Here is a 19130-nt window from a genome sequence, read left to right as displayed (position 1 = left end):
AAGTGGCGGTACAGGCGATACGATCCATCGGCTCACCTTCATATCCTCCAGGACCATTTTCCTCTGCATCGGCCCGCCGGTTCTCAGCTCCTCCGGCTCTCTGTGCGGCTTCACGCAAAAGTACTTATCCGTTCATGGGATGTTAAGCCAAATATATCGAAAATCCCCTGCCCGTGTCAAGGCACATGATCTACGCCCCCTGGATGAAACGGGTGGCATTTGCATATCCGTTTGACAGCAAGCCATGACCCGCGTGCCGCCCCATGGCGCTCCAGCGCTTCCAGCGCGTAGGCGGAACAGGTGGGATAGAATCGGCAGGTCGGCGGCTTCAATGGAGAGATGAACTTCCTGTAGAACAGCACCCCGCCCCGCAAAACTTGCTTCACCATCGGCGCAGCTCCTTTGCTTTAGGACCGGCAATCGGCCAACGTATAATTTCATGATGCCGCATGATGGGTGCCATGTCAAATCGATCGTTTAAGGATCCGGCGGCATCTTTTCTTCTGCATCACTAAGCTGAAAATCAGCTTAACAGGCTGCGATGCCGCCATTTTTCCCGCTGTTAGATTGATTTTCAGCTTCACAGAGCCCGATCCCGGAATAATTAAGCACCGGATATTTACAGTTCCTTCCACATCCAGGCTGACGCCAAGCCCCAAGCCGCTCCAAGACAAGCCGTCCTCTCATTCGAATGCAGCCCTCTGCTCCGCCTCTGCCAGCTGCTATTATACCTGGCCGTTTCTAGGCCTCGCTCCTTACCGTTTCCTCTACCGCTTTGCCTGCCGCAATCTCACGCAACGCAACCCGGCTGCTCTTGCCCAGGCGCCCGTTTTGGTAATCCAGCATCCGGCCGGCGCCTAATGCCGTGCAGTCCATCGGCTGGTCCGCAATATGCACCGGCACTCCGGTTTCCTTCTGTATCCGCTCGTCCAGTCCGTGAAGCAGCGCACCGCCGCCGCAGAGCAATATGCCCCGATCCATCACATCGCCGGCCAGCTCCGGCGGGCATTTCTCCAATGTCACCCGGATCGCTTCGAGAATGGTCATCAAGAAATCGTCCATCAATGAAGAGATTTCACTAGAGGTCAAGTGAAGCGAACGCGGAAGCCCGTCGATCAGGTCGCGTCCTCTGATATCCATACCTTTCTTCTCGCCATCCGGGTCCAGCACCGATCCGATCCGTATCTTGATTTCTTCAGCCGTCCGCTCTCCGATAGCCATATTATAGGTGCGCTTAACATAATCGATGATATCCTTGTCGATGGACATGCCTGCCCGCCGCACGGTATGACTCACTACAATCCCGCCTAGCGAAAGAACCGCCACCTGGCTTGTTCCGCCTCCGATGTCAAGCACCAAGCTGCCGATAGGCTCGTCCACCGGCAACCCGGCGCCCAGCGCCGCTGCAAGCGGCTCCTCCACCGCTACCGCCTTCTTTGCCCCTTTATGTATGACCGTTTCCTCTACGGCACGTTTTTGCACATTCGTAATCCCGCACGGCACCGAAATATACACCTGCGAGCTTCGAAACCAGGGAGCGCGCCCCTGAACCTTTTTCACAAAATGCTGCAGCATCGCGCTGGTCACATCAAAATTGGCGATCACACCGTCCATAAGAGGGTAAATAATATCGAGGTTGCCCGGCGTACGCCCGATCATCGCCTGCGCTTCTGTTCCAACCGCAACAATCTCTCCCGTATCCTGACGAATCGCCACCACGGACGGTTCACGCAGAACAATCCCTTTCCCCTGCTGATAAATGACCGTGTTGGATGTACCCAGGTCTATTCCATAAAGCATATCAAATCGTTTTAACATGACGAATTTCCTCCTTCAAGGGCTGTATGAATGGTGGGCAACCGGAGCTCGAATACGGTGCCTTTGCCGATTTCGCTTCGTACGGAGATGGTTCCCCCGTGTAAATCCACGAGCTCACGAACAATCGCAAGCCCCAGGCCGGTACCCCGGTTCTTTTTGCTGCGTCCCCGGTCTACCTTGAAAAACCTCTCCCAAATCATCTCCTGATCATCCGGCGAAATGCCGATGCCCGTATCCGAAACGCAAAGCTGAATAAACCCCGGTTCACTCCGGGCCTTTAACGAGATGCGGCCGTCTTCCGTAAATTTGACCGCATTTTTCACCAGATTTTTCAAAATTTGCTCCAGCCGGTCAGGGTCCGCATAGGCTTTGGGCAGCTCCTCTTCCGCGGACACCTCAATGACCGTGTTTTTTTCGGCGGCCTCCGGCTCAAAAGTCGATGCCACATGCGACATCACCCGATAAACATCGACCGGGCTTCGGGCCAATGTAATTTCGTTATTTTCCAGCTTGATCAGATCCATGATATCGTCCACCAGCCGGTTCATATGCAGCGTTTCTTTATAAATGATATCGTAATATCTGGGCTTGGCCGCATGATCGATCAGATCGTCCTGCAGCGCCTCCAGAAATCCCTGCATCGCCGTCAGCGGCGTCCGCAGCTCATGGGATACATTAGCGAGAAAATCCTGCCGGATCTGCTCCAGCTTTCTTTTTTCATAATCGATCTTCTCCAGTTTTTCTGCCATTTGATTTATCGTCGCCGCCAAATCGCCGATTTCATCCTTCGACGGAATATTGATCCGCTCGCCGTAGTCGCCGAGTCCGATTTTGGACGCAACCTTATCAATTTCACGCAAAGGACGGGAAATCGACCAGGACAAATAGGAAGCGATCGCTGCGGACAGCATCATTCCAAGCAGCGTAACCCACAGAATCGTCTCCCTCATGCTTGTAATGGTCTGGTTCATGCCGACAACCGGCGCATGCAGAACGATCCCCCCATAGACGACATCGTCCTTTCCCCAAGGGACGGCAACCGACAGCATGGTTTCTTTCAGGCCTTCAAATTGCAGATTTAACGTGGCATCCTCGCCTTGGAGCACTTTCCGAACAATGGAAGGCTCCACGGATTTCCCGATATATACTTCATCTTTACTGGATGTAGCTACAATGCGGCCGCTGCGGTCAAAGGTCCAGATTCGCGTATCGAACGACTGGTCAAAAAAGATCAGCAAATCCTTCATGCGCTCATCGGATTGCTGAAAATTTTGAATGGTCAGATTCACGCGCTTGGCCTTGCGAAGCAGTTCCTCCCGCTGAGTGTCGACAATATAATCCTTGGTCCAAAAAGATAAAAGCAATCCGACCGCACACAGTCCAAGCAGTACCGTAAGCATGTAACTGAACAACAGCCGCCGAAAAATGCTCTTATGTACGCCGAAAATCATCGTTCCGCCTCAAATTTATACCCGACGCCCCATATCGTCTGGATACAATCCTTTTTATACGGATTAAGCTTCTCCCGCAGTTTCTTGACATGCACGTCTACCGTACGGATGTCACCGATAAAGTCATAGCCCCACACCTGTTCCAGAAGCTGCTCCCGGGTGTACACCGTTCCCGGAGATTTGGCCATGTGCGTAAGCAAATCGAACTCCTTCGGACGCAGCATAATTTTTTCTTCCCCTACCAGCACCTCGCGACGATCCGGATGAATCGACAAACCGTCAAACGTATAGGTTTGTTCCTGTTCCTCCGAACTTTTTCTAGGCTGCATGCGCCGAAAAATCGCCTTAATGCGCGCGACAAGCTCCCTCGGGCTGAACGGCTTCGTAACATAATCGTCTGCGCCAAGCTCAAGTCCGAGCACCCTGTCGATCTCCTCGCCTTTAGCCGTCAGCATGATGATCGGAATATCATAGCGTTTCAGTATTTCGCGGCACGCCTCGTACCCGTCCATCTTGGGCATCATGACGTCCAATATAATAATGTCCGGAGATTCTTTTTCTACCATCTCCAGCGCGGCTTCTCCGTCCTGGGCTTCCACCATCTCGATATGCTGCTTTTCGAAATAGAGCCGGATGATCTCCCGTACATTTGGATCGTCATCGGCTACAAGCACCTTCCAGGGATTCATCAATTCAGCTCCTTTTATATATATTGAAGTCCCTATCCTATAGGATTCTCTTGAGCCTTTGAATTTGCGGGGGGAAACAAGAAAAAGGAAGCTATTTCCTCATGTCGGAACATGATGGAAACAGCCTCCAGGGGATCTTACTTGGCTTGTGGAGATTCCGTCGTACCAGCGTCACCGGCACCATCATTCACTTCCGGTGCCGTGGACGGAGAGTCTGTGCTTAAGTCACCTTTGTTGGAGTCCGGTGCAGGTGCGGGGGTCATTGTTCCTGTATCGCCAGACGGCGTTGAGTTCGAAGGAACGTCGCTACTTGTTCCCCCTTCGCCTGAGCAGCCGGAGAGCAGCCCTAATATCAACATTCCGCCCAGCACACATACAAACCATCGTCTCATGCTCTAGCTCCTTTCCAGAATCGGTGATCGCCTTACAAGCTTTAATATAAGATAAAAACATGTTCAAACTGTGTTGAAACCTTGACCGGAAGTTTAAATAAGTATGATCAAACGGTGAACATTTCGTCCAGACGACAGAATTTGAGCATTTCTAACGAATTCTATAAAAGTGACGATCGAGCGATTTGCTCCAGGACTAACGGCTGCGCAGTATGATATGGGGACTTAGAGGAGCTGAATGCTCTCAATACATATTTCCGAATCACAACATCATAACCACATTGTCATGGAGGGTGAAGACCGTGAACAATTCCAAAGATTTCGTAAAAAATCAATTGAATAAATGGAAGAACGCCGCAGCAGGGCTCCTTTCATCGGGAGGGGAAGCCATGGATACGCATGCCGTTGAACTGGAGCCCGAATATTACGAGAAATGCCGGCAAATGGCCGAAGTACAGAACACAACCGTATCCGCTGTAGTCCATTATATGATTGAGCAATATTTTGCCGGCCGTTCACAAGATACCTTGTTCCAAACAACGGCAGATCAGAAAGACAAAAATCCGCTGCTCCAGCTCGACGCGCTAACCAGGCGTAAAGCACCTTATACCCCAGAGGAGGCACAGGAATATGATCTTACATAACGATGCGAATCTTAAGCAGGACATCTTCTTGGAGCAATCCGCCCTGATGGCATTTATGAATCCGGAAGATCCTTATTATTTGAAGGCGCGCACGATTTTCTTCGATATACACGATTTGGATCGGCGTCTGGCGACGACCAACTATGTTATCTTTGAAACGCACCAATGGCTGCGAAACCATTTTGATTTTGCCGATGCGCAATTTTTCCTGAACACCATTGACAAAGCCGTGCAGCAGGGCGTGCTGACCGTCATTCCGGGAAGCCCGGAGCTCGAGCAGGAATCCAAGCGGCTCATCCTTGACTTTCCGAAATCCCAGTTCTCGCTGAATGAAGCCATGACGGCTGTCGTGATGCTGTCTTACCAGTTGAAACGGATTTTCACATTTAATCCAAACTACGCCTTTCTGACCACACTGGACCGGGAGATCAGGCTGCTCCCCAGCATGTGGTAACGTAAATAAGCGCCGCCCCCCGATTCACAGTCTTGCACTGTGACCGGGGGCGCTTTTTATTTACAGCCGCAGTCCCGCCGCAGATCTTTACAAAATAAATATCATAAAATACAGGAACATTATGGCATATTTTGCGTCTAAATGAACGTCACAGCTTTAACGGAAGGTATGCTATCCTTTATGGCAAGTTTATCAATGACCATGAATTGAGGCGAAGTGGAGAACGCCATCGGCGGCTTGCGGAAGTATTCACGGCTGCTGCGCTGAATTCAGCTTAGCAGCTCGCCCTGCCACCGCTGCCGTCGTTCAAACGGCAAAAAGACCGCGTCCCCCAAAGGAGACGCGGTCTTTTATCCCAGTACGACGCGGTCGTCGGCGAATTTCGCGCCGCGGATGCGCTCGAATTCGTGCAGCAGCCCTTCTACGGTGAGGCCCTGCTTCTCCTGCTCCGGCACATCCAAAATGATGCGGCCCTTGTCCATCATGATCAGCCGGTTGCCGAGCCGGATGGCCTGCTCCATGTTGTGCGTGACCATCAACGTCGTCAGCTTCAGCTCGGAGACGATCTGCTCGGTCAGCGTGGTGATGAGCTCCGCCCGCGAAGGATCCAACGCGGCGGTATGCTCGTCAAGCAGCAAAATGCGGGGCTCCGTGAAGGTCGCCATGAGCAGGCTGAGCGCCTGACGCTCACCGCCGGACAGCAGACCGACCTTCGCGCTCAACCGATCCTCCAAGCCAATGCCGAGCCGGCTAAGCTGCTCCTTGAACATCTTCCTCTTCTTCACGTTCACGCCGATCGAAAGTCCTCTGGGCTTGCTGCGCGCGTAAGCCATGGCCAGGTTCTCTTCTATCGTCATCGTTGGAGCGGTGCCTGCCATCGGGTCCTGAAACACGCGGCCGATCCATGCCGTACGGCGATGTTCCGGCAGGGCTTCGACTTGCTTCCCGTCAATCCATACTTTCCCCAGATCCGGTGTCATGACTCCGGATATGATGTTCATCAACGTAGATTTGCCGGCGCCGTTGCTGCCAATGACAGTAACGAAGTCTCCGTCCTTCAAGTTCAGGTTAATCCGTGACAAAGCCACCTTCTCATCCGGAGTTCCCGGATTAAACAGCTTCGATACGCCTTCGATCTTCAGCATCAGATGCCACCTCCCCGCGCAACATCGGCAGAGCTGGCCTGGTCCAATTCAGCCGCTCTTTTGCGGACAAGCGCTTTTTGGCGCATCGATGCGCGTATCATCGGCAGCGTCAGAGCAATAATGACGATCAAAGCGGTCATCAGCTTCATGTCCGTTGCCTCTACCCCGATTCGCAGCGCCAGCGCTACGATGAGGCGGTAAACGACAGCTCCTAACGCGACCGCAAGCGTCGCGCGAACCACGGTCCGTGCGCCGAACAGCGCTTCACCGATGATGACCGAGGCCAGACCGATAACGATCATCCCCACACCCATCGTAATTTCGGTAAAAGCCGAGTACTGCGCGATCAATGCGCCGGACAAAGCTACAAGTCCGTTGGACAAGCTGACTCCGATGATGATGGTGTTATCCGTATTAACTCCGAAGCTGCGGATCATCCGCGGATTGTCACCGGTTGCCCGAAGAGCAAGACCAATATCCGTACGCAAAAACCAATCGAGTGCCAGCTTGATGACCAATACGGCAATCGGCAGGACGATCAACAGCTTCACGTTCGTAAGCAGCGTATCCATACCGAGCATAGGGATATTGGATTTATCCATAATCCGGAGATTAATGGAATACAGCGCAATCATCATCAAAATCCCGGCAAGCAGTGCGTTAATTTTCCCTTTCGTATGCAGCAGACCTGTACAAACTCCTGCGATCAGCCCACCGAAAAATGCCGCTATCGTAGCAATGACAGGCGAACCGCCGCCAGTAATCATGACTGCGGCAATGGCCCCGCCGGTAGTAAAGCTCCCGTCAACCGTCAGGTCGGGAAAATTCAAAATCCGAAACGTAATGTAAACCCCCAGAGCCATAATGGCGTAGATCATACCTGACTCCAGAGAGCCTGTTAATGCAAGAAGCATTGATCCATCCCCCTGTAAAGAATGAAGAGTGACCCCCAAATGAATAAAAGGTCACCCGGTGCTTTGAATTATTTTGCAGAACCGCTAAGCAAATTTTCCTTGTTCTGCATTTTGCTTTTCATCGAATCCGTAATTTCGACTCCCTGGGCCTTGGCTGCATCTTCATTTATAATCAGATCCAGCTTATCCGGATAGCTCACTTTCATATCCTGCGGCTTGGCTCCGTTTTTGAGGATCTCGACGGCCATTTGTCCAGCTTGGTAACCATGGTCGTAGTACTTAAATCCGTAGGTAGCCAAAGCACCTTTCTCTACCGTATCCCGGTCGCTGGAGAAGAACGGAATCTTCCTGTCGTTGGCAATCTTGATGATCGTTTCTACCCCGCTGACCACCGTGTTATCCAGTGTGATGTAGAACGCGTCGACGCGGCCCACAAGCGATTCGGCCGCTTGCTTTACTTCCGAGCTGTTGGCAACAGCTGCTTTGACGAGCTTGATGTTATGCTTGGCAAGCGCCTTTTCGGCCGTATTCACCATGAATTCGGAGTTGGGTTCTCCTTCATTGACGACGACCCCGACCGTTTTCACTTTAGGGAATTCCGCTGCAATAAAATCCATCAGCCTCGGTACGGCATCCGGATGCGTATCGGCCGCACCGGTCACATTCGCACCGGGCTTATCCAAGCTGGCCACCAGCTTTGCGCTGACCGGATCAGTAACCGCCGCGAACAGCACCGGCGTATCCTTCACGTTCTGCACCACCGCTTGTGCGGTCGGAGTAGCGATGGCGACAACGAGATCTTTCTTATCCGCTGCAAATTTTTGAGCAATGGTCAAATTCGCTGCAGCATCGCCTTGCGCATTCTGATAATCCACCTGCAGATTTTCTTTGTCAACGAAGCCGGCGTCCTTCAGCGCAGCCAGGAAGCCCTCGCGCGTAGCGTTAAGAGACGGATGCTCGACAATTTGGGCTATCCCGATTTTATACACCTTTTTATCTTGTGGATTGGAGGCGCTTCCCGCCGGATCAGATTCTGCGGGCTTTGAGCCGCATCCTGCTGCAGTCAAAACCAAAGGCACGGTTAGAAGCAACGATAAGAGCTTAGTGGATGTTTTCAATGATTATTAAACCCCCTAATATACCGCTATTATGCTTAAATCAATATTGTTTAATTTTATTATGGCTGTTCCAATTCGTCAATGAACAATTATACCTTGGTTCAATATCCCGAGTAACCATTAACAGTATAATGGATAAAATTCCAGATAACTATAGTATTTTTTTCCAAGCCATCCGACGATTAATCCCTAGACCAAAATCGTCATTTTCGTGCTGCTCCCGATTTATCCATACCTTTCTGAAATAGATAGCGCGCGCTTTCACATCAGCGATCTGCAGGCCACCCCGCTCATCGCACCTTACAATCCTGCATCGCTTGCAACGGCTTCCAAGATCACCCAGCAGGATACGTTCAACCTGTGAAAAGCTGAAGGATCGCGCCCATGACAGCACCGACGGCTACAACGTACAAGGCGGGCAGCTTCCAAAAGACCAGCATGCCGAACAGCACCGCCACGACGGCAAAATCTTCATGACTCAGCACCGCAGTCGTCCAGATGGGATCGTACAGTGCAGCCAGCAATATGCCGACAACGGCAGCATTCATGCCGGCAAGCGCACCCTGCATTCGGGGATGCGTCCGCAAAACGTTCCAGAACGGCAGAGCGCCGACGATAAGCAGGAATGCGGGCAAAAAAATGGCGATCGTCGCGGCCACTCCACCCGTCAATCCTCCGGCTATGGTTCCCGCATAGGAAGCAAACGTAAACATAGGTCCCGGTATCGCTTGTGCGGCCCCGTATCCGGCGAGAAATTCCTCCTTGCTAATCCAGCCCAGCGGTACCATTTCACGCTCCAGCAGCGGCAGGACGACATGACCGCCGCCGAAAACAAGAGAGCCGGCCCTGTAAAAGCTGTCGAATATCGCCACTCCCAGATTGTCCGAAAGCTGCCGCAGGATCGGTAAACCCAACAGCAGAACGGCAAAGAGCATCAAACAAAACATTCCTGCAGTTCGGCTAACCGGGATCTGAAGGCGGTACGGTTCTGCCGTGTTACCGTCGCGGTACCGCCAGGCGCCGAGCAGAGCTGCGGCAGCAATCAGCAGCACTTGCGTCATCACCGTCTGCCAGAGCAGGCAGACGGCGGCAGTCACAATGGCCAAAGTGGCTCGTGGCCGATCAGGCGCCAGCTGACGGCCCATGCCCAGAACAGCGTGTGCCACGACCGCTACGGCCACCAGCTTCAGCCCGTGAATCCATCCGGCTTCGCCAAGCCCGAAGCCCTGCATGGCGTAAGCAAACACAACGAGGGCAATCACGGACGGAAGCGTAAACCCGAGCCAAGCGATCAAGCCTCCGAGCAGCCCGCCGCGAATCACGCCGATGCCGATGCCGACCTGACTGCTGGCTGGCCCGGGAAGAAATTGACCGAGCGCCACCAAATCGGCATACGCCCGTTCATCCAACCATTTTCGGCGAACGACATATTCTTCCCGAAAATAACCCAGATGCGCGATCGGCCCTCCGAAGGAAGTGATCCCCAGCTTGGCGGATATTCCCAGAATTTCAATGAGGGCAGCAGCCTTGGACTTGGGAAGGTCCGTTTTTACTTTCGTGTTGGCAGATGAAGACATACAATTAAGTTCTCCTTTGGACTTGATGGATGATCATCGTTTTTTTCATCGAAACAAAATTTGATAGGGGTGTTGCCAAGCCAAGTATAGCGCTTTACTCTACTCCCTCTGCCGTTTCAATCCGGGATCGCGGCAGTTTCGGCCCCGATTTCCCGCAAGCGGCAATAAGCATAGGCGATTTTTCAGAGATTCGCATCAGGCTTGCTGGCTCATACGGCAAATGAATCCCTCGCTTGATAAGCAGCACCGGCGCCGACACACTACAAGTATATTCCAGAAACAGAGCGTTGCAAATCGGAAAATTGGCAGACCTGCATACGTTCAGGTAAATGTCCAATGAAGCAAATCTAATTTTCACATGACGTCCCTGGTCGTTTCTTACAAAGAACAGCACCGCCGCCTGCAGCCTAAAAAAAGACCGTCCCTCTTTGCACGGGACAGTCTCATGGGTTTCGCTGAGCCATTGATCCTTTCGCCTTCACCGATGATGAAGAAACCGACCGGACAATCCTTGAGCCAGACCGTTCCCCCATCTATCTCTTAAGTCCGTTCCTTAACCAGATAAGCCAGCGCATTCAGTTCCCCGCCTGCGACAATCAATAGCGCGGAAATATAGAACCAGGAAAGCAGTACAATGACTCCCCCCAAGCTCCCGTACGTAGCGCTATAATGGCCGAAATGGTTCACATAATAAGAGAAGCCCCAGGACGTAAGCTGCCAGCCGACAGCAGCCATGATGGCTCCCGGAAGCACATCCTTGCAAGTAAGACACGTATTGGGAGCTATATAATAAACGGCGGTCAGCACCAGAAATAAAATGACAAAATGAATGACCCAGCGCAGCACATTCCACAGTTGGATCTGGCTCCAGGGCAGATGCAGGCGGGTATTCATCCATTCGCCGATGAGCTGGCCAAACACGCTGAGCAGAAGCGCCGAGGCTACAACCATCAGCATGCCCGCCGTCAGAGCGATGGCCAACATGCGCGAATGAATGAAGCTTTTGCGCGGAGGAAGGCCATAGGCTTTATTGACAGCGAGAACAATGGCGTGCATCGCCGCGCTTGCCGTGACAAGAGAGAAAATGAGACCGAAGGACAACACGCCTCCCCTCTTGAACTCCAGCACATCCTTTAGCTGTTCTTCGATCCCCGCCGCCGCCCCCGACGGAATATACTCTTTGATCAAAAGCAGCACGTCATGCGCGGTGATCGGCAAATATCCCAGAAGACTCATGATAAAAATGAGAAAAGGAAACAGGGAAAAAAGAAAATAATAGGCGCATTGGGCGGCCAGGCTCAGAACGTCATCCTGCACCAATTGATTCCAAAACTCCACGAGAAAATCCCGGACCTTCATGTGCTTTGCCCTCCTGTCTGACACCGCAAGCCGTTCCGTTCACACCTGTCAACCGGGCAGCAAAAAGACTGCGGCATATCACCGCCAAGAGTTTATCGGTAAGTTAACGCCTGTTTGCCCATCGTGACCCAGGTGTCGATAAACGTCTGTTTGTTTACTTTTTGGGCTTTCCGGCCGGTTAACGGATCGTTCACAAAGACATGACCGGGATTAAATCCGACGACGACGACGGCATGCAAATCAAGCGGAGTCCTGATTTCTTCCTGTCCATGCTTCCACGATTCCCATCGGTCGGGCAATTTATAGTCGCCGGTCGTCCATACAACCACCGGTTTGCCTTCCCTAAGCTTGGCGATCACATCGTCGAAAGAGCCGCCGGTTAAATTTACAGTACGATCGGGCAAATACTTCATCATCAGCGCTTCAAGCGGCTTTACATAAACGGCATATCCCTTTGTCCGGCCCGTTATATCTCCCACAAAACCATGCTCCGGATTGCCCCAATGGGTAATATCCCCGGATTTTGATTTCACTACCGGATCGTTATCTTTCGGCAATTCAGCCGCCAGCTTCATCTTGTCGGCTTGGATGCCCGCATGCCGCAGCAGCATGGTTAAACTGGTCACTTCACAGCCGAATTTCAATTCCGGGTTTTGAGCAATGATCGGAACATCCAGCATCACTTCATCAGCAGAAGATTCCTGCCCCTGCTGTTTCGTTTCCGGACCGGAAGTTTGGTTGTTCTGTTGACTTTGAATGAGCGCTCCTCCATCGGGGGAAGGATTCGCATGGTTTGTACCGCCCGGATCTGAAGCCTGCTCTTTCGGCTGCTGCGCAGTACAAGCAGTGATCAATATCAAAAGGAGCAAACCTAAAATCTGCTTCATCAGGAAACCCTTCCTCCATCTTCATTTTTTTATAGGATAAGCAAAAAGGACCGGATTCATCCGATCCCTGATCCTGATATGAGGGTGGCAACAGTTCGCAATCGCTCTTTGGTTTGAGCCGCAAACCCAACCCAGAGCCCTCCTGCAGGCGTTGTCGTTTACTTGCCCAGCCATTCGATATGTTTGCCGATATGGGAGATGAGCGATTGCTCGTAAGCTTCTTCCTGCTCGCTGAGCGTCCGGTACAATTCGTCCTTAAACAAGGTGCCGCCCCGCTCATCCTTTGCCTGCAGCAAAATACCGTACGTAATATGGATCAATTGACGGGCATTGTCTTCATTCATATACGTATCGGCCAGATCAGCGTCAGACACTTGATCCAGCGGAACGATTTTGCTGATATCGGTCGTCACATGATAGTAGGCTGCCGCTTCTTCAAAATGCTCCAGCGCATACCGGTGCATACGGCGGTAGAGGGAAGGCTTCACTTTGGCTGCGGTACGGACCGCTTCTAGCCAGTTGGTGCCCGCCGTCTTGACATGAAAACGGCCGCCGGTGTATTTTCCGATCATCGGGAACACGCTGAATTTGTCGCTGCCGGAGTGAATGCTCAGCTTGTAGCCGAAATCGTCCGCAATGCCGGCATGGATGGGCATTTCTTTTTCGAACTGTTCGATATCGCCGATGTAGTCGATCCCTTTTTGGAACTCGCCGCAAAAACGGGGCGCCAGACTGTAAATCGTCACTCCTCTGCCGTAAAGCTCCTTCGTAACGAAAAAATGAGATTCAGGCCCCGTCGGGGCGGCCGTCTCATCAATCGAAATTTCGAAGTCAACCTCGCTGTCAGCGTTTTTGATGTACGTGTTGTACACATGCTCCATAAAATCGATGGCCGACCCATAAACCAGCACATTCTTGATCAGCGTTTCGCGGTCGAACGTGATGGAAATCCCCGCAACCCTGAACGTTTGTCCAAGATAAAGCGTTTCGTAATGACTGCGGACATCCGGCCGGAGCCCGGCATACTTGGCTTCCCGCCCGGCAGCGGACAAGTTTTCAATCGAATGATCGATCTTGTCGGAGCAGTCGAGTGTCAGCATGGTAAACCCGAGATCCAACGCCATCCGAATGTCTTCTTCTTTCTTCAAGTGGTCGCCGTCCGCTCCGAATCCGTCCTTGTACCCTTCCTGGAACACGGCATAACAGGCGGCATCCAGCACCTGCTTATAATCGCGTCCCGTCAGAGTCACCTCACGGATGCTTTGCTGCGCCAAAATCGGACGCACATCCTTTCCTTTGACGGCCTTGATGTGACCCGGAGAAGCGATCCCAAGCCGGTCGCCCAGTCCGAGGGTGGAGAATTGCGTGCCGAAAGCGCGCGGTTTCGTATAATCAAAGTAACGGTTCAAGACCAAACGGTTATCATGTGTGAGCGGACACAGCTTGGCTCCGTCCTCTATGATCCCCTGTAATTCGTCGAACAGCCGGCCTTTACCCACAGCAAGCAAATATTTCGTATGATCCGCCAGGTCTTTTACCATCACCAGCTTGGTAGAATCCGAGGCTTCCAATGATTGCGTATACACTTTGATATCGCCGCTCTTCGCCGGAACCGCATGACCTGCCGCCAGCGCTTCAGCGATCCGTACAAATTTACCCATATCAGAGCTCCTCCTTATTCCCCTTCTTCTTTTAGAGCATATCGCAAAAATAGTATATAATCTCATCTTTTTTTGCTTATTTTATTGGTAACTATGCATATTTTGCTGTGAACAACCAGAGATGAGAAGGCTGACGAATCCCTGATAAAACGGTGACTAAACTTGTAACTCTATCTTCTGATAAGATATAATTGGTAATCATTGAGACTCGAATTTTGACGGATTTCGGGGGCGATTGTTATTCTTTATTTTGCCGCATTTCTCATGTCCTTTCTCTTGGTCTTTCTGCTTATTCCTCCGCTGCGAAAATTGGCTCTCCGCATCGATTTTGTGGACAAGCCCAAAGAAAATAGCGAACGAAAAATTCATAGAGAACCGATTCCTTTAACCGCGGGCTTGGCCATATTCGCCGGGATTCTCTCAACCTATCTGCTGTTCGTTCAGGATGACTGGAAACGCTCCTTAGCGCTTTTCGTCGGCTCGACGCTCATCCTCGCCATCGGCATGGTGGACGACTGGTACAAAACGCACGGCAAGGAGCTGGCCGCCTGGCCAAAGCTGATCGTCCAGCTCTCGGCGGCAGTCATCGTATATGCCTCGGGCGTCGTGTTCTACGGCTTCAACAATCCGTTCACTGGTCAAGATATTCTTCTTCCGGTATGGCTTCAGTTCTTCCTGACGGTCACATGGATATTTGGAGTGACAACCGTCATTAATTTTACCGACGGCATGGACGGTCTGGCGGGCGGATTATCGGCGATTGCCGCTGTGACGCTGTTTATCGTCGCCTTAACCAAAGGCCAGCAGGATTCCGCCGTCATGGCGATTATTCTCGTGGGCGCGGCCCTAGCCTATTTGCGGTATAACAAGCCTCCGGCCAAAGTGTTTATGGGCGATGCGGGCGCCACCCTGTTTGGTTTTCTTCTCGGAGTTATCGCGCTGGACGGAGCCTTCAAGCAGGCTACCGTACTGTCGCTCTTGATCCCGATACTGGCGCTCGGCGTGCCGATCTTCGACAACCTGTTCGTGGTCTTCAAGCGGCTCATGAACGGCAAGCCGATCTATCAGGCCGACGCCACCCAAGCGCACTACCGGCTGCTGCGCAGCGGGTTGAATCCGAAGCAGGTCGTGCTGTTCCTTTGCCTGATCAACGTATGCTTTGGATTAACCTCGATCATATTGCTGCTGTTGACCGTATAAGCCAATAACCCAAAAAAGACCCGAGCCCTATCCCGGATAGGAGCACGGGTCTTTTTGATGGATTTACCGCTGACCATAAGGCGTTCGTCCCGCTTCACGGCATTAATCATGCTGTCTTACATGGCGGCGGAAGCCCCAACGAAGCAAGTACGGGACGATAAAAAGGATGAATAAGATACGGAACATCTGGTAGGCGACAACGATGGAAACATCGCCTTTTACCGCTGCCGCCGTTACGCCCATTTCGGTCATCCCGCCAGGCGAGGTGCTGAGAAAGGCGGTGACGAAGCTGATCGGCAGCACTTGACTATAGCCAAAGGAAAGCGCCAAGGACAGCAGGACGACGGCGAGTCCGCCTGCGAACGAATAAGGCAGCAGCAGCCGCCAGCCTGCCAGAGCGCTCAACCGGATTCCGAGGCCGAGATAGATGCCGAGACTCCACTGCGCCGCGAGAACCAGCGGTGTCGGCAGATGCGGAGGTGCCATGCCTGCCGCGGTCAGCGCCGCTGCGACAATGATCGGGCCGAGAAACCACGGTGTCGGCATCCTCAAGCGCACAGCGACCAGCGCCGCTGCGATAATGACAGCCACAATGACCGGCACCGACCAAAACGGAAAACCTGCCGCCAATACCTCCGCAGGCGGAGGAAGAACTCCCGCTCCGGGAGCTGTCGATTCGGCCAGACCATGCACGGCAAGGAACGGCACAACGAAGATCACCGTCAGCAGACGGATGGTCTGCATAAAGGAGACCACCGTATGATCCGCCCCTTCAATTTCTTCGCTGAGCACGACCATCTGCGACAAGCCCCCGGGAATACTGCCGATCATGCTGCTTTGGAGCGTAATGCCCGTTTGTCGGGCGGTAAACCAGGCACAAGCCAGGCTAAAACCGACAGTGATTACCGTGGCCAGCAGCATGGATGGCAGCTGACCGGCAATTTGACGTGCGCTTTCAGCGGTAAACGAAAGCCCCATGCTGTAGCCCAGCAGAAGCAATCCCGCGTTCCGTAACCCGACCGGCCACTTCAACTCCCTCTTCAGCAGTCCTTGCCACAGCATCACGGCCGTGAGCGGGCCCAGCATCCAGCTGAGCGGAACGTGGAGCAGCGTGAACAGCAGTCCTCCCACAAAGGTGACCGCCAGCGTTTCCGTCAGTTTCAACATGATGAAAACCTTCTTTCACTTAATGGAACATAAAGAAAACCCGTTCAATATCCTCTATATAAGAATAAACTGGATACGGGTTTTGTCAACGGCCGATTACCTCGAACCTCACAAGCTTCGATACCTATATCCTTTGCCCCCTTACGATTCGGCGACCGCCAATGCAGCGAATCATGGCAGAAACCTCGTGTCCGTACCTTCCATTTCTTGGTTACCCCGGACCGTCCGTCTCCGATGCTGAACGATGAATTGACAGAGTTGAGAATAAAGTAGGATTATTGGAAAAAAAGAATATAATATAGATAGGTCAAAAATCCAAATGAAGGGTGAATCCAATCATGTTAGATCCAAGAATAGAACGATTAGCGGATGTTTTGGTTAACTACTCGACCAAGGTTCAACCCGGAGAGAATGTTCTCGTTGAAGCCTTCGGCATCGAAAATCCGCTGGTTAAATCCATTGTCCAAAAGATACATAAAGCCGGAGGCCGGCCTTTTGTCAACCTGCGGGATCATCAAGTGACCAGGGAACTGCTGATGAACGCAACGGAAGAACAAATCAAAACATGGGCGGACTTCGACGCGTATCAAATGACCCGGATGCAGGCCTATATCGGTGTGCGCGGCGGAAACAACATTTATGAGCTATCGGATGTTCCCGACGAGAATATGAAGCTTTACAACAAATTCTACAACCATAACGTCCACTCCACGATTCGTGTGAAAAAAACGAAGTGGGTCGTGCTGCGCTACCCGACGCCGTCCATGTCCCAGCTGGCCTCCATGAGCACGGAAGCTTTCGAAAAGCTTTACTTTGACGTATGTACGATGGACTACTCCAAAATGAGCAAAGCAATGGATGCGCTGGTCGATTTGATGAATAAGACGGATAAAGTCCGGTTAATAGCTGATGGGACGGATCTGACCTTCTCGATTAAAGACATTCCCGCGATCAAGTGCGCAGGAGAGATGAACATCCCGGACGGCGAAGTCTTTACTGCTCCGGTCAGGGATTCCGTTAACGGAGTGATTTCTTATAATACCCCAAGCCCTTACAACGGCTTTGTATTTGAGAATGTAAAGCTGCGTTTTGAGAACGGCAAAATTATTGAAGCGACAGCGAATGATACAAAGCGGATTAATCAAATTTTCGATACGGATGACGGGGCGAGGTTTGTCGGAGAGTTCGCTATCGGCATCAATCCATTCATATTAAATCCGATGAAGGACATTCTGTTTGATGAAAAAATAGCCGGAAGCATTCACTTTACCCCTGGCCAAGCCTATGATGAAGCCGATAATGGCAACCGATCCTCGATCCACTGGGATTTGGTACTGATCCAAAGACCGGAGTATGGCGGAGGAGAGATATACTTTGATGACCGGCTCATTCGCAAAGACGGGCTTTTTGTTATCCCGGAGCTGATCCCTTTAAATCCCGAAAATCTGAAATAAGCGGCTCAACCTTAATGCATGCGCAATGCGTCTTGAAGATTTCCCGGCGGAACATGGAATGATCTGGAAGCCCTGTCCGCCCCTCAAGGGTTATTCAACCCATAAGGGCATCTGACTATTTTCGTAGCGTCCAATCCCTGAATCTTTAACCCGCATATGATACAGAAGATCAAGCGGAAGGAGGATGTCATCGATGAGCTGCGTAAAAGGATTTGGATTTGGCGGCGGCTTCACTTCTACTGGTGTTATTCTTGTACTCTTTATTCTTCTTGTCATTGTTTCTACTGCATGGTTCATCTAAAATAACCGGACCATCGGCGCTTTGACATTTTTGCCCGATTCTTGATTCGGGAGGTGAATATGGTGAGCCACGCACTTGGTTTTGGCTGGCGTACGTCGACAGGTGTTATTCTGGTTCTCTTTATTCTTCTGGTTATCGTACTTCGTGCTTACTGGATCTAATGATTCTACGGAATCGTTAGAAAAGGAGTTCATAGAACTCCTTTCTTCTCACAACTTCAGAACACATCGTTAGAGGAAGGGCAGCCATACCTTTGAAATCTATAAATTCCAATTCAAACCCGGCTGCCCATGGCCTCGCCCCGCTCCCGGAAAGGGATACATACACTCATTGGATCGCTTCCCGAAACGGTTAGTATAAGGAAACGCAAATCGGCCCTGCTCGCAATAAAAGCGAGTCAGGGCCGATTTTTTTTAAATCCAGCTTTGAATCGAACGCTCATAGGAAAGCAGTTCTTCCGGTTTGAAAAAATGAGCGATTTCCCGTGCCGCACTCTCCGGAGAGTCGGAACCGTGAATGATATTATTTCCCGTTTGTACTGCAAAATCGCCTCGGATCGTTCCCGGGGCCGCATCCAACGGATTGGTCTTGCCCATCATCGTACGGGACAATTGAATGACATTGTGACCCTGCCATACCATCGCAAATACCGGACCGGACGTAATGAACTGCACGAGCTCGCCGAAGAACGGTCTTTCCTTGTGTTCAGCGTAATGGTACTCCGCCTGCTCCTTTGTGATTTGAATCAGCTTCGCTCCGATGAGCTGAAACCCTTTGTCCTCAAAGCGCTGCACGATCTTGCCGATTAATTGGCGCTGCACTCCGTCCGGCTTGATCATTAAGAACGTTTTTTCCATGCTGTTATACACTCCATCTCATTATGTTGTCATCAATTAAGT

General features: G+C 51.7%; 21 protein-coding genes. 6 read left to right on the top strand and 15 right to left on the bottom strand.

Features of this window, described 5'->3' with window-relative positions:
* Positions 1 to 176 precede the first annotated feature (176 nt).
* The 5 genes from yidD to NR121_RS16410 all read right to left on the bottom strand — a co-directional run bounded on the left by yidD (position 177) and on the right by NR121_RS16410 (position 3958).
* Positions 177 to 389: a membrane protein insertion efficiency factor YidD gene (yidD, locus tag NR121_RS16430; RefSeq protein WP_082660780.1), complete on the bottom strand. Its 213-nt coding sequence runs from the start codon at positions 387 to 389 to the stop codon at positions 177 to 179.
* Positions 390 to 464: 75 nt separating this feature from the next.
* Positions 465 to 674 (bottom strand): hypothetical protein, encoded by a 210-nt coding sequence (locus tag NR121_RS16425; protein ID WP_054818824.1) that lies wholly within the window; start codon positions 672 to 674, stop codon positions 465 to 467.
* 67 nt (positions 675 to 741) lie between these two features.
* Positions 742 to 1818: a rod shape-determining protein gene (gene mreB / locus NR121_RS16420; protein ID WP_062409001.1), complete on the bottom strand. Its 1077-nt coding sequence runs from the start codon at positions 1816 to 1818 to the stop codon at positions 742 to 744.
* On the bottom strand, positions 1812 to 3269 hold the full coding sequence (locus NR121_RS16415; protein WP_217437283.1) for a sensor histidine kinase: 1458 nt from the start codon (positions 3267 to 3269) through the stop codon (positions 1812 to 1814). Before NR121_RS16415 ends, mreB begins: the two co-directional genes overlap by 7 nt.
* Positions 3266 to 3958, bottom strand: coding sequence for a response regulator transcription factor (locus NR121_RS16410; protein ID WP_062409002.1), 693 nt, complete (start codon positions 3956 to 3958; stop codon positions 3266 to 3268). The genes NR121_RS16415 and NR121_RS16410 overlap by 4 nt, the downstream gene beginning before the upstream one ends.
* Before the next feature lie 694 nt (positions 3959 to 4652).
* Here NR121_RS16410 and NR121_RS16405 point away from each other — a divergent pair.
* Both NR121_RS16405 and NR121_RS16400 read left to right on the top strand, forming a co-directional pair.
* Entirely contained in the window at positions 4653 to 4994 is a 342-nt protein-coding gene (locus NR121_RS16405) for a hypothetical protein (protein ID WP_054818823.1), read from the top strand.
* Entirely contained in the window at positions 4981 to 5448 is a 468-nt protein-coding gene (locus tag NR121_RS16400) for a type II toxin-antitoxin system VapC family toxin (protein ID WP_054818822.1), read from the top strand. Before NR121_RS16405 ends, NR121_RS16400 begins: the two co-directional genes overlap by 14 nt.
* 350 nt (positions 5449 to 5798) lie before the next feature.
* Here NR121_RS16400 and NR121_RS16395 read toward each other — a convergent pair whose 3' ends face one another.
* The 8 genes from NR121_RS16395 to NR121_RS16360 all read right to left on the bottom strand — a co-directional run bounded on the left by NR121_RS16395 (position 5799) and on the right by NR121_RS16360 (position 14109).
* Positions 5799 to 6593 carry an ABC transporter ATP-binding protein gene (locus tag NR121_RS16395; protein WP_062409004.1) on the bottom strand — a complete coding sequence of 265 codons (795 nt, stop codon included), beginning with the start codon at positions 6591 to 6593 and terminating at the stop codon, positions 5799 to 5801.
* Positions 6593 to 7507, bottom strand: a complete 915-nt coding sequence (locus NR121_RS16390) for an ABC transporter permease (RefSeq protein WP_054818821.1) — start codon at positions 7505 to 7507, stop codon at positions 6593 to 6595. Before NR121_RS16390 ends, NR121_RS16395 begins: the two co-directional genes overlap by 1 nt.
* 68 nt (positions 7508 to 7575) lie before the next feature.
* Positions 7576 to 8625, bottom strand: coding sequence for an ABC transporter substrate-binding protein (locus tag NR121_RS16385; protein WP_256831488.1), 1050 nt, complete (start codon positions 8623 to 8625; stop codon positions 7576 to 7578).
* A 353-nt stretch (positions 8626 to 8978) separates the two neighbouring features.
* Positions 8979 to 10202 carry a chromate efflux transporter gene (gene chrA / locus NR121_RS16380; protein WP_062409007.1) on the bottom strand — a complete coding sequence of 408 codons (1224 nt, stop codon included), beginning with the start codon at positions 10200 to 10202 and terminating at the stop codon, positions 8979 to 8981.
* A 94-nt stretch (positions 10203 to 10296) separates the two neighbouring features.
* Positions 10297 to 10560 (bottom strand): hypothetical protein, encoded by a 264-nt coding sequence (locus NR121_RS16375; protein WP_139170788.1) that lies wholly within the window; start codon positions 10558 to 10560, stop codon positions 10297 to 10299.
* Positions 10561 to 10742: 182 nt separating this feature from the next.
* Entirely contained in the window at positions 10743 to 11561 is an 819-nt protein-coding gene (locus tag NR121_RS16370; RefSeq protein ID WP_062409009.1) for a YihY/virulence factor BrkB family protein, read from the bottom strand.
* Between the two features lie 92 nt (positions 11562 to 11653).
* Positions 11654 to 12448 (bottom strand): C39 family peptidase, encoded by a 795-nt coding sequence (locus tag NR121_RS16365; protein ID WP_256831486.1) that lies wholly within the window; start codon positions 12446 to 12448, stop codon positions 11654 to 11656.
* A gap of 158 nt (positions 12449 to 12606) precedes the next feature.
* Complete coding sequence (locus tag NR121_RS16360; protein WP_256831484.1) at positions 12607 to 14109, bottom strand: tagaturonate epimerase family protein; 1503 nt, start codon at positions 14107 to 14109, stop codon at positions 12607 to 12609.
* A gap of 264 nt (positions 14110 to 14373) precedes the next feature.
* Between NR121_RS16360 and NR121_RS16355 the strand changes: the two genes are divergently transcribed.
* Positions 14374 to 15309 (top strand): MraY family glycosyltransferase, encoded by a 936-nt coding sequence (locus NR121_RS16355; protein ID WP_054818820.1) that lies wholly within the window; start codon positions 14374 to 14376, stop codon positions 15307 to 15309.
* 102 nt (positions 15310 to 15411) lie between these two features.
* On the opposite strand, the gene NR121_RS16350 is transcribed toward NR121_RS16355, so the two are convergent.
* On the bottom strand, positions 15412 to 16476 hold the full coding sequence (locus NR121_RS16350) for an AbrB family transcriptional regulator (RefSeq protein WP_054818819.1): 1065 nt from the start codon (positions 16474 to 16476) through the stop codon (positions 15412 to 15414).
* A 338-nt stretch (positions 16477 to 16814) separates the two neighbouring features.
* Between NR121_RS16350 and NR121_RS16345 the strand changes: the two genes are divergently transcribed.
* The 3 genes from NR121_RS16345 (at position 16815) to NR121_RS16335 (ending at position 18392) form a co-directional block, all read left to right on the top strand.
* Complete coding sequence (locus NR121_RS16345; protein ID WP_062409012.1) at positions 16815 to 17930, top strand: aminopeptidase; 1116 nt, start codon at positions 16815 to 16817, stop codon at positions 17928 to 17930.
* Positions 17931 to 18123: 193 nt separating this feature from the next.
* Positions 18124 to 18231: a sporulation protein YjcZ gene (locus NR121_RS16340; RefSeq protein ID WP_082660782.1), complete on the top strand. Its 108-nt coding sequence runs from the start codon at positions 18124 to 18126 to the stop codon at positions 18229 to 18231.
* Positions 18232 to 18290: 59 nt separating this feature from the next.
* Positions 18291 to 18392 carry a sporulation protein YjcZ gene (locus NR121_RS16335; RefSeq protein WP_137670296.1) on the top strand — a complete coding sequence of 34 codons (102 nt, stop codon included), beginning with the start codon at positions 18291 to 18293 and terminating at the stop codon, positions 18390 to 18392.
* Between the two features lie 252 nt (positions 18393 to 18644).
* Here the strand turns inward: NR121_RS16335 and ndk are convergent, their stop codons facing one another.
* Entirely contained in the window at positions 18645 to 19088 is a 444-nt protein-coding gene (ndk, locus tag NR121_RS16330; protein WP_062409013.1) for a nucleoside-diphosphate kinase, read from the bottom strand.
* Positions 19089 to 19130 lie beyond the last annotated feature (42 nt).

This window comes from Paenibacillus sp. Pae15 (assembly GCF_024519685.1).
Taxonomy (GTDB): Bacteria; Bacillota; Bacilli; order Paenibacillales; family NBRC-103111; genus Paenibacillus_G; species Paenibacillus_G naphthalenovorans.
This window is presented reverse-complemented; position numbering and strand designations above follow the sequence as displayed.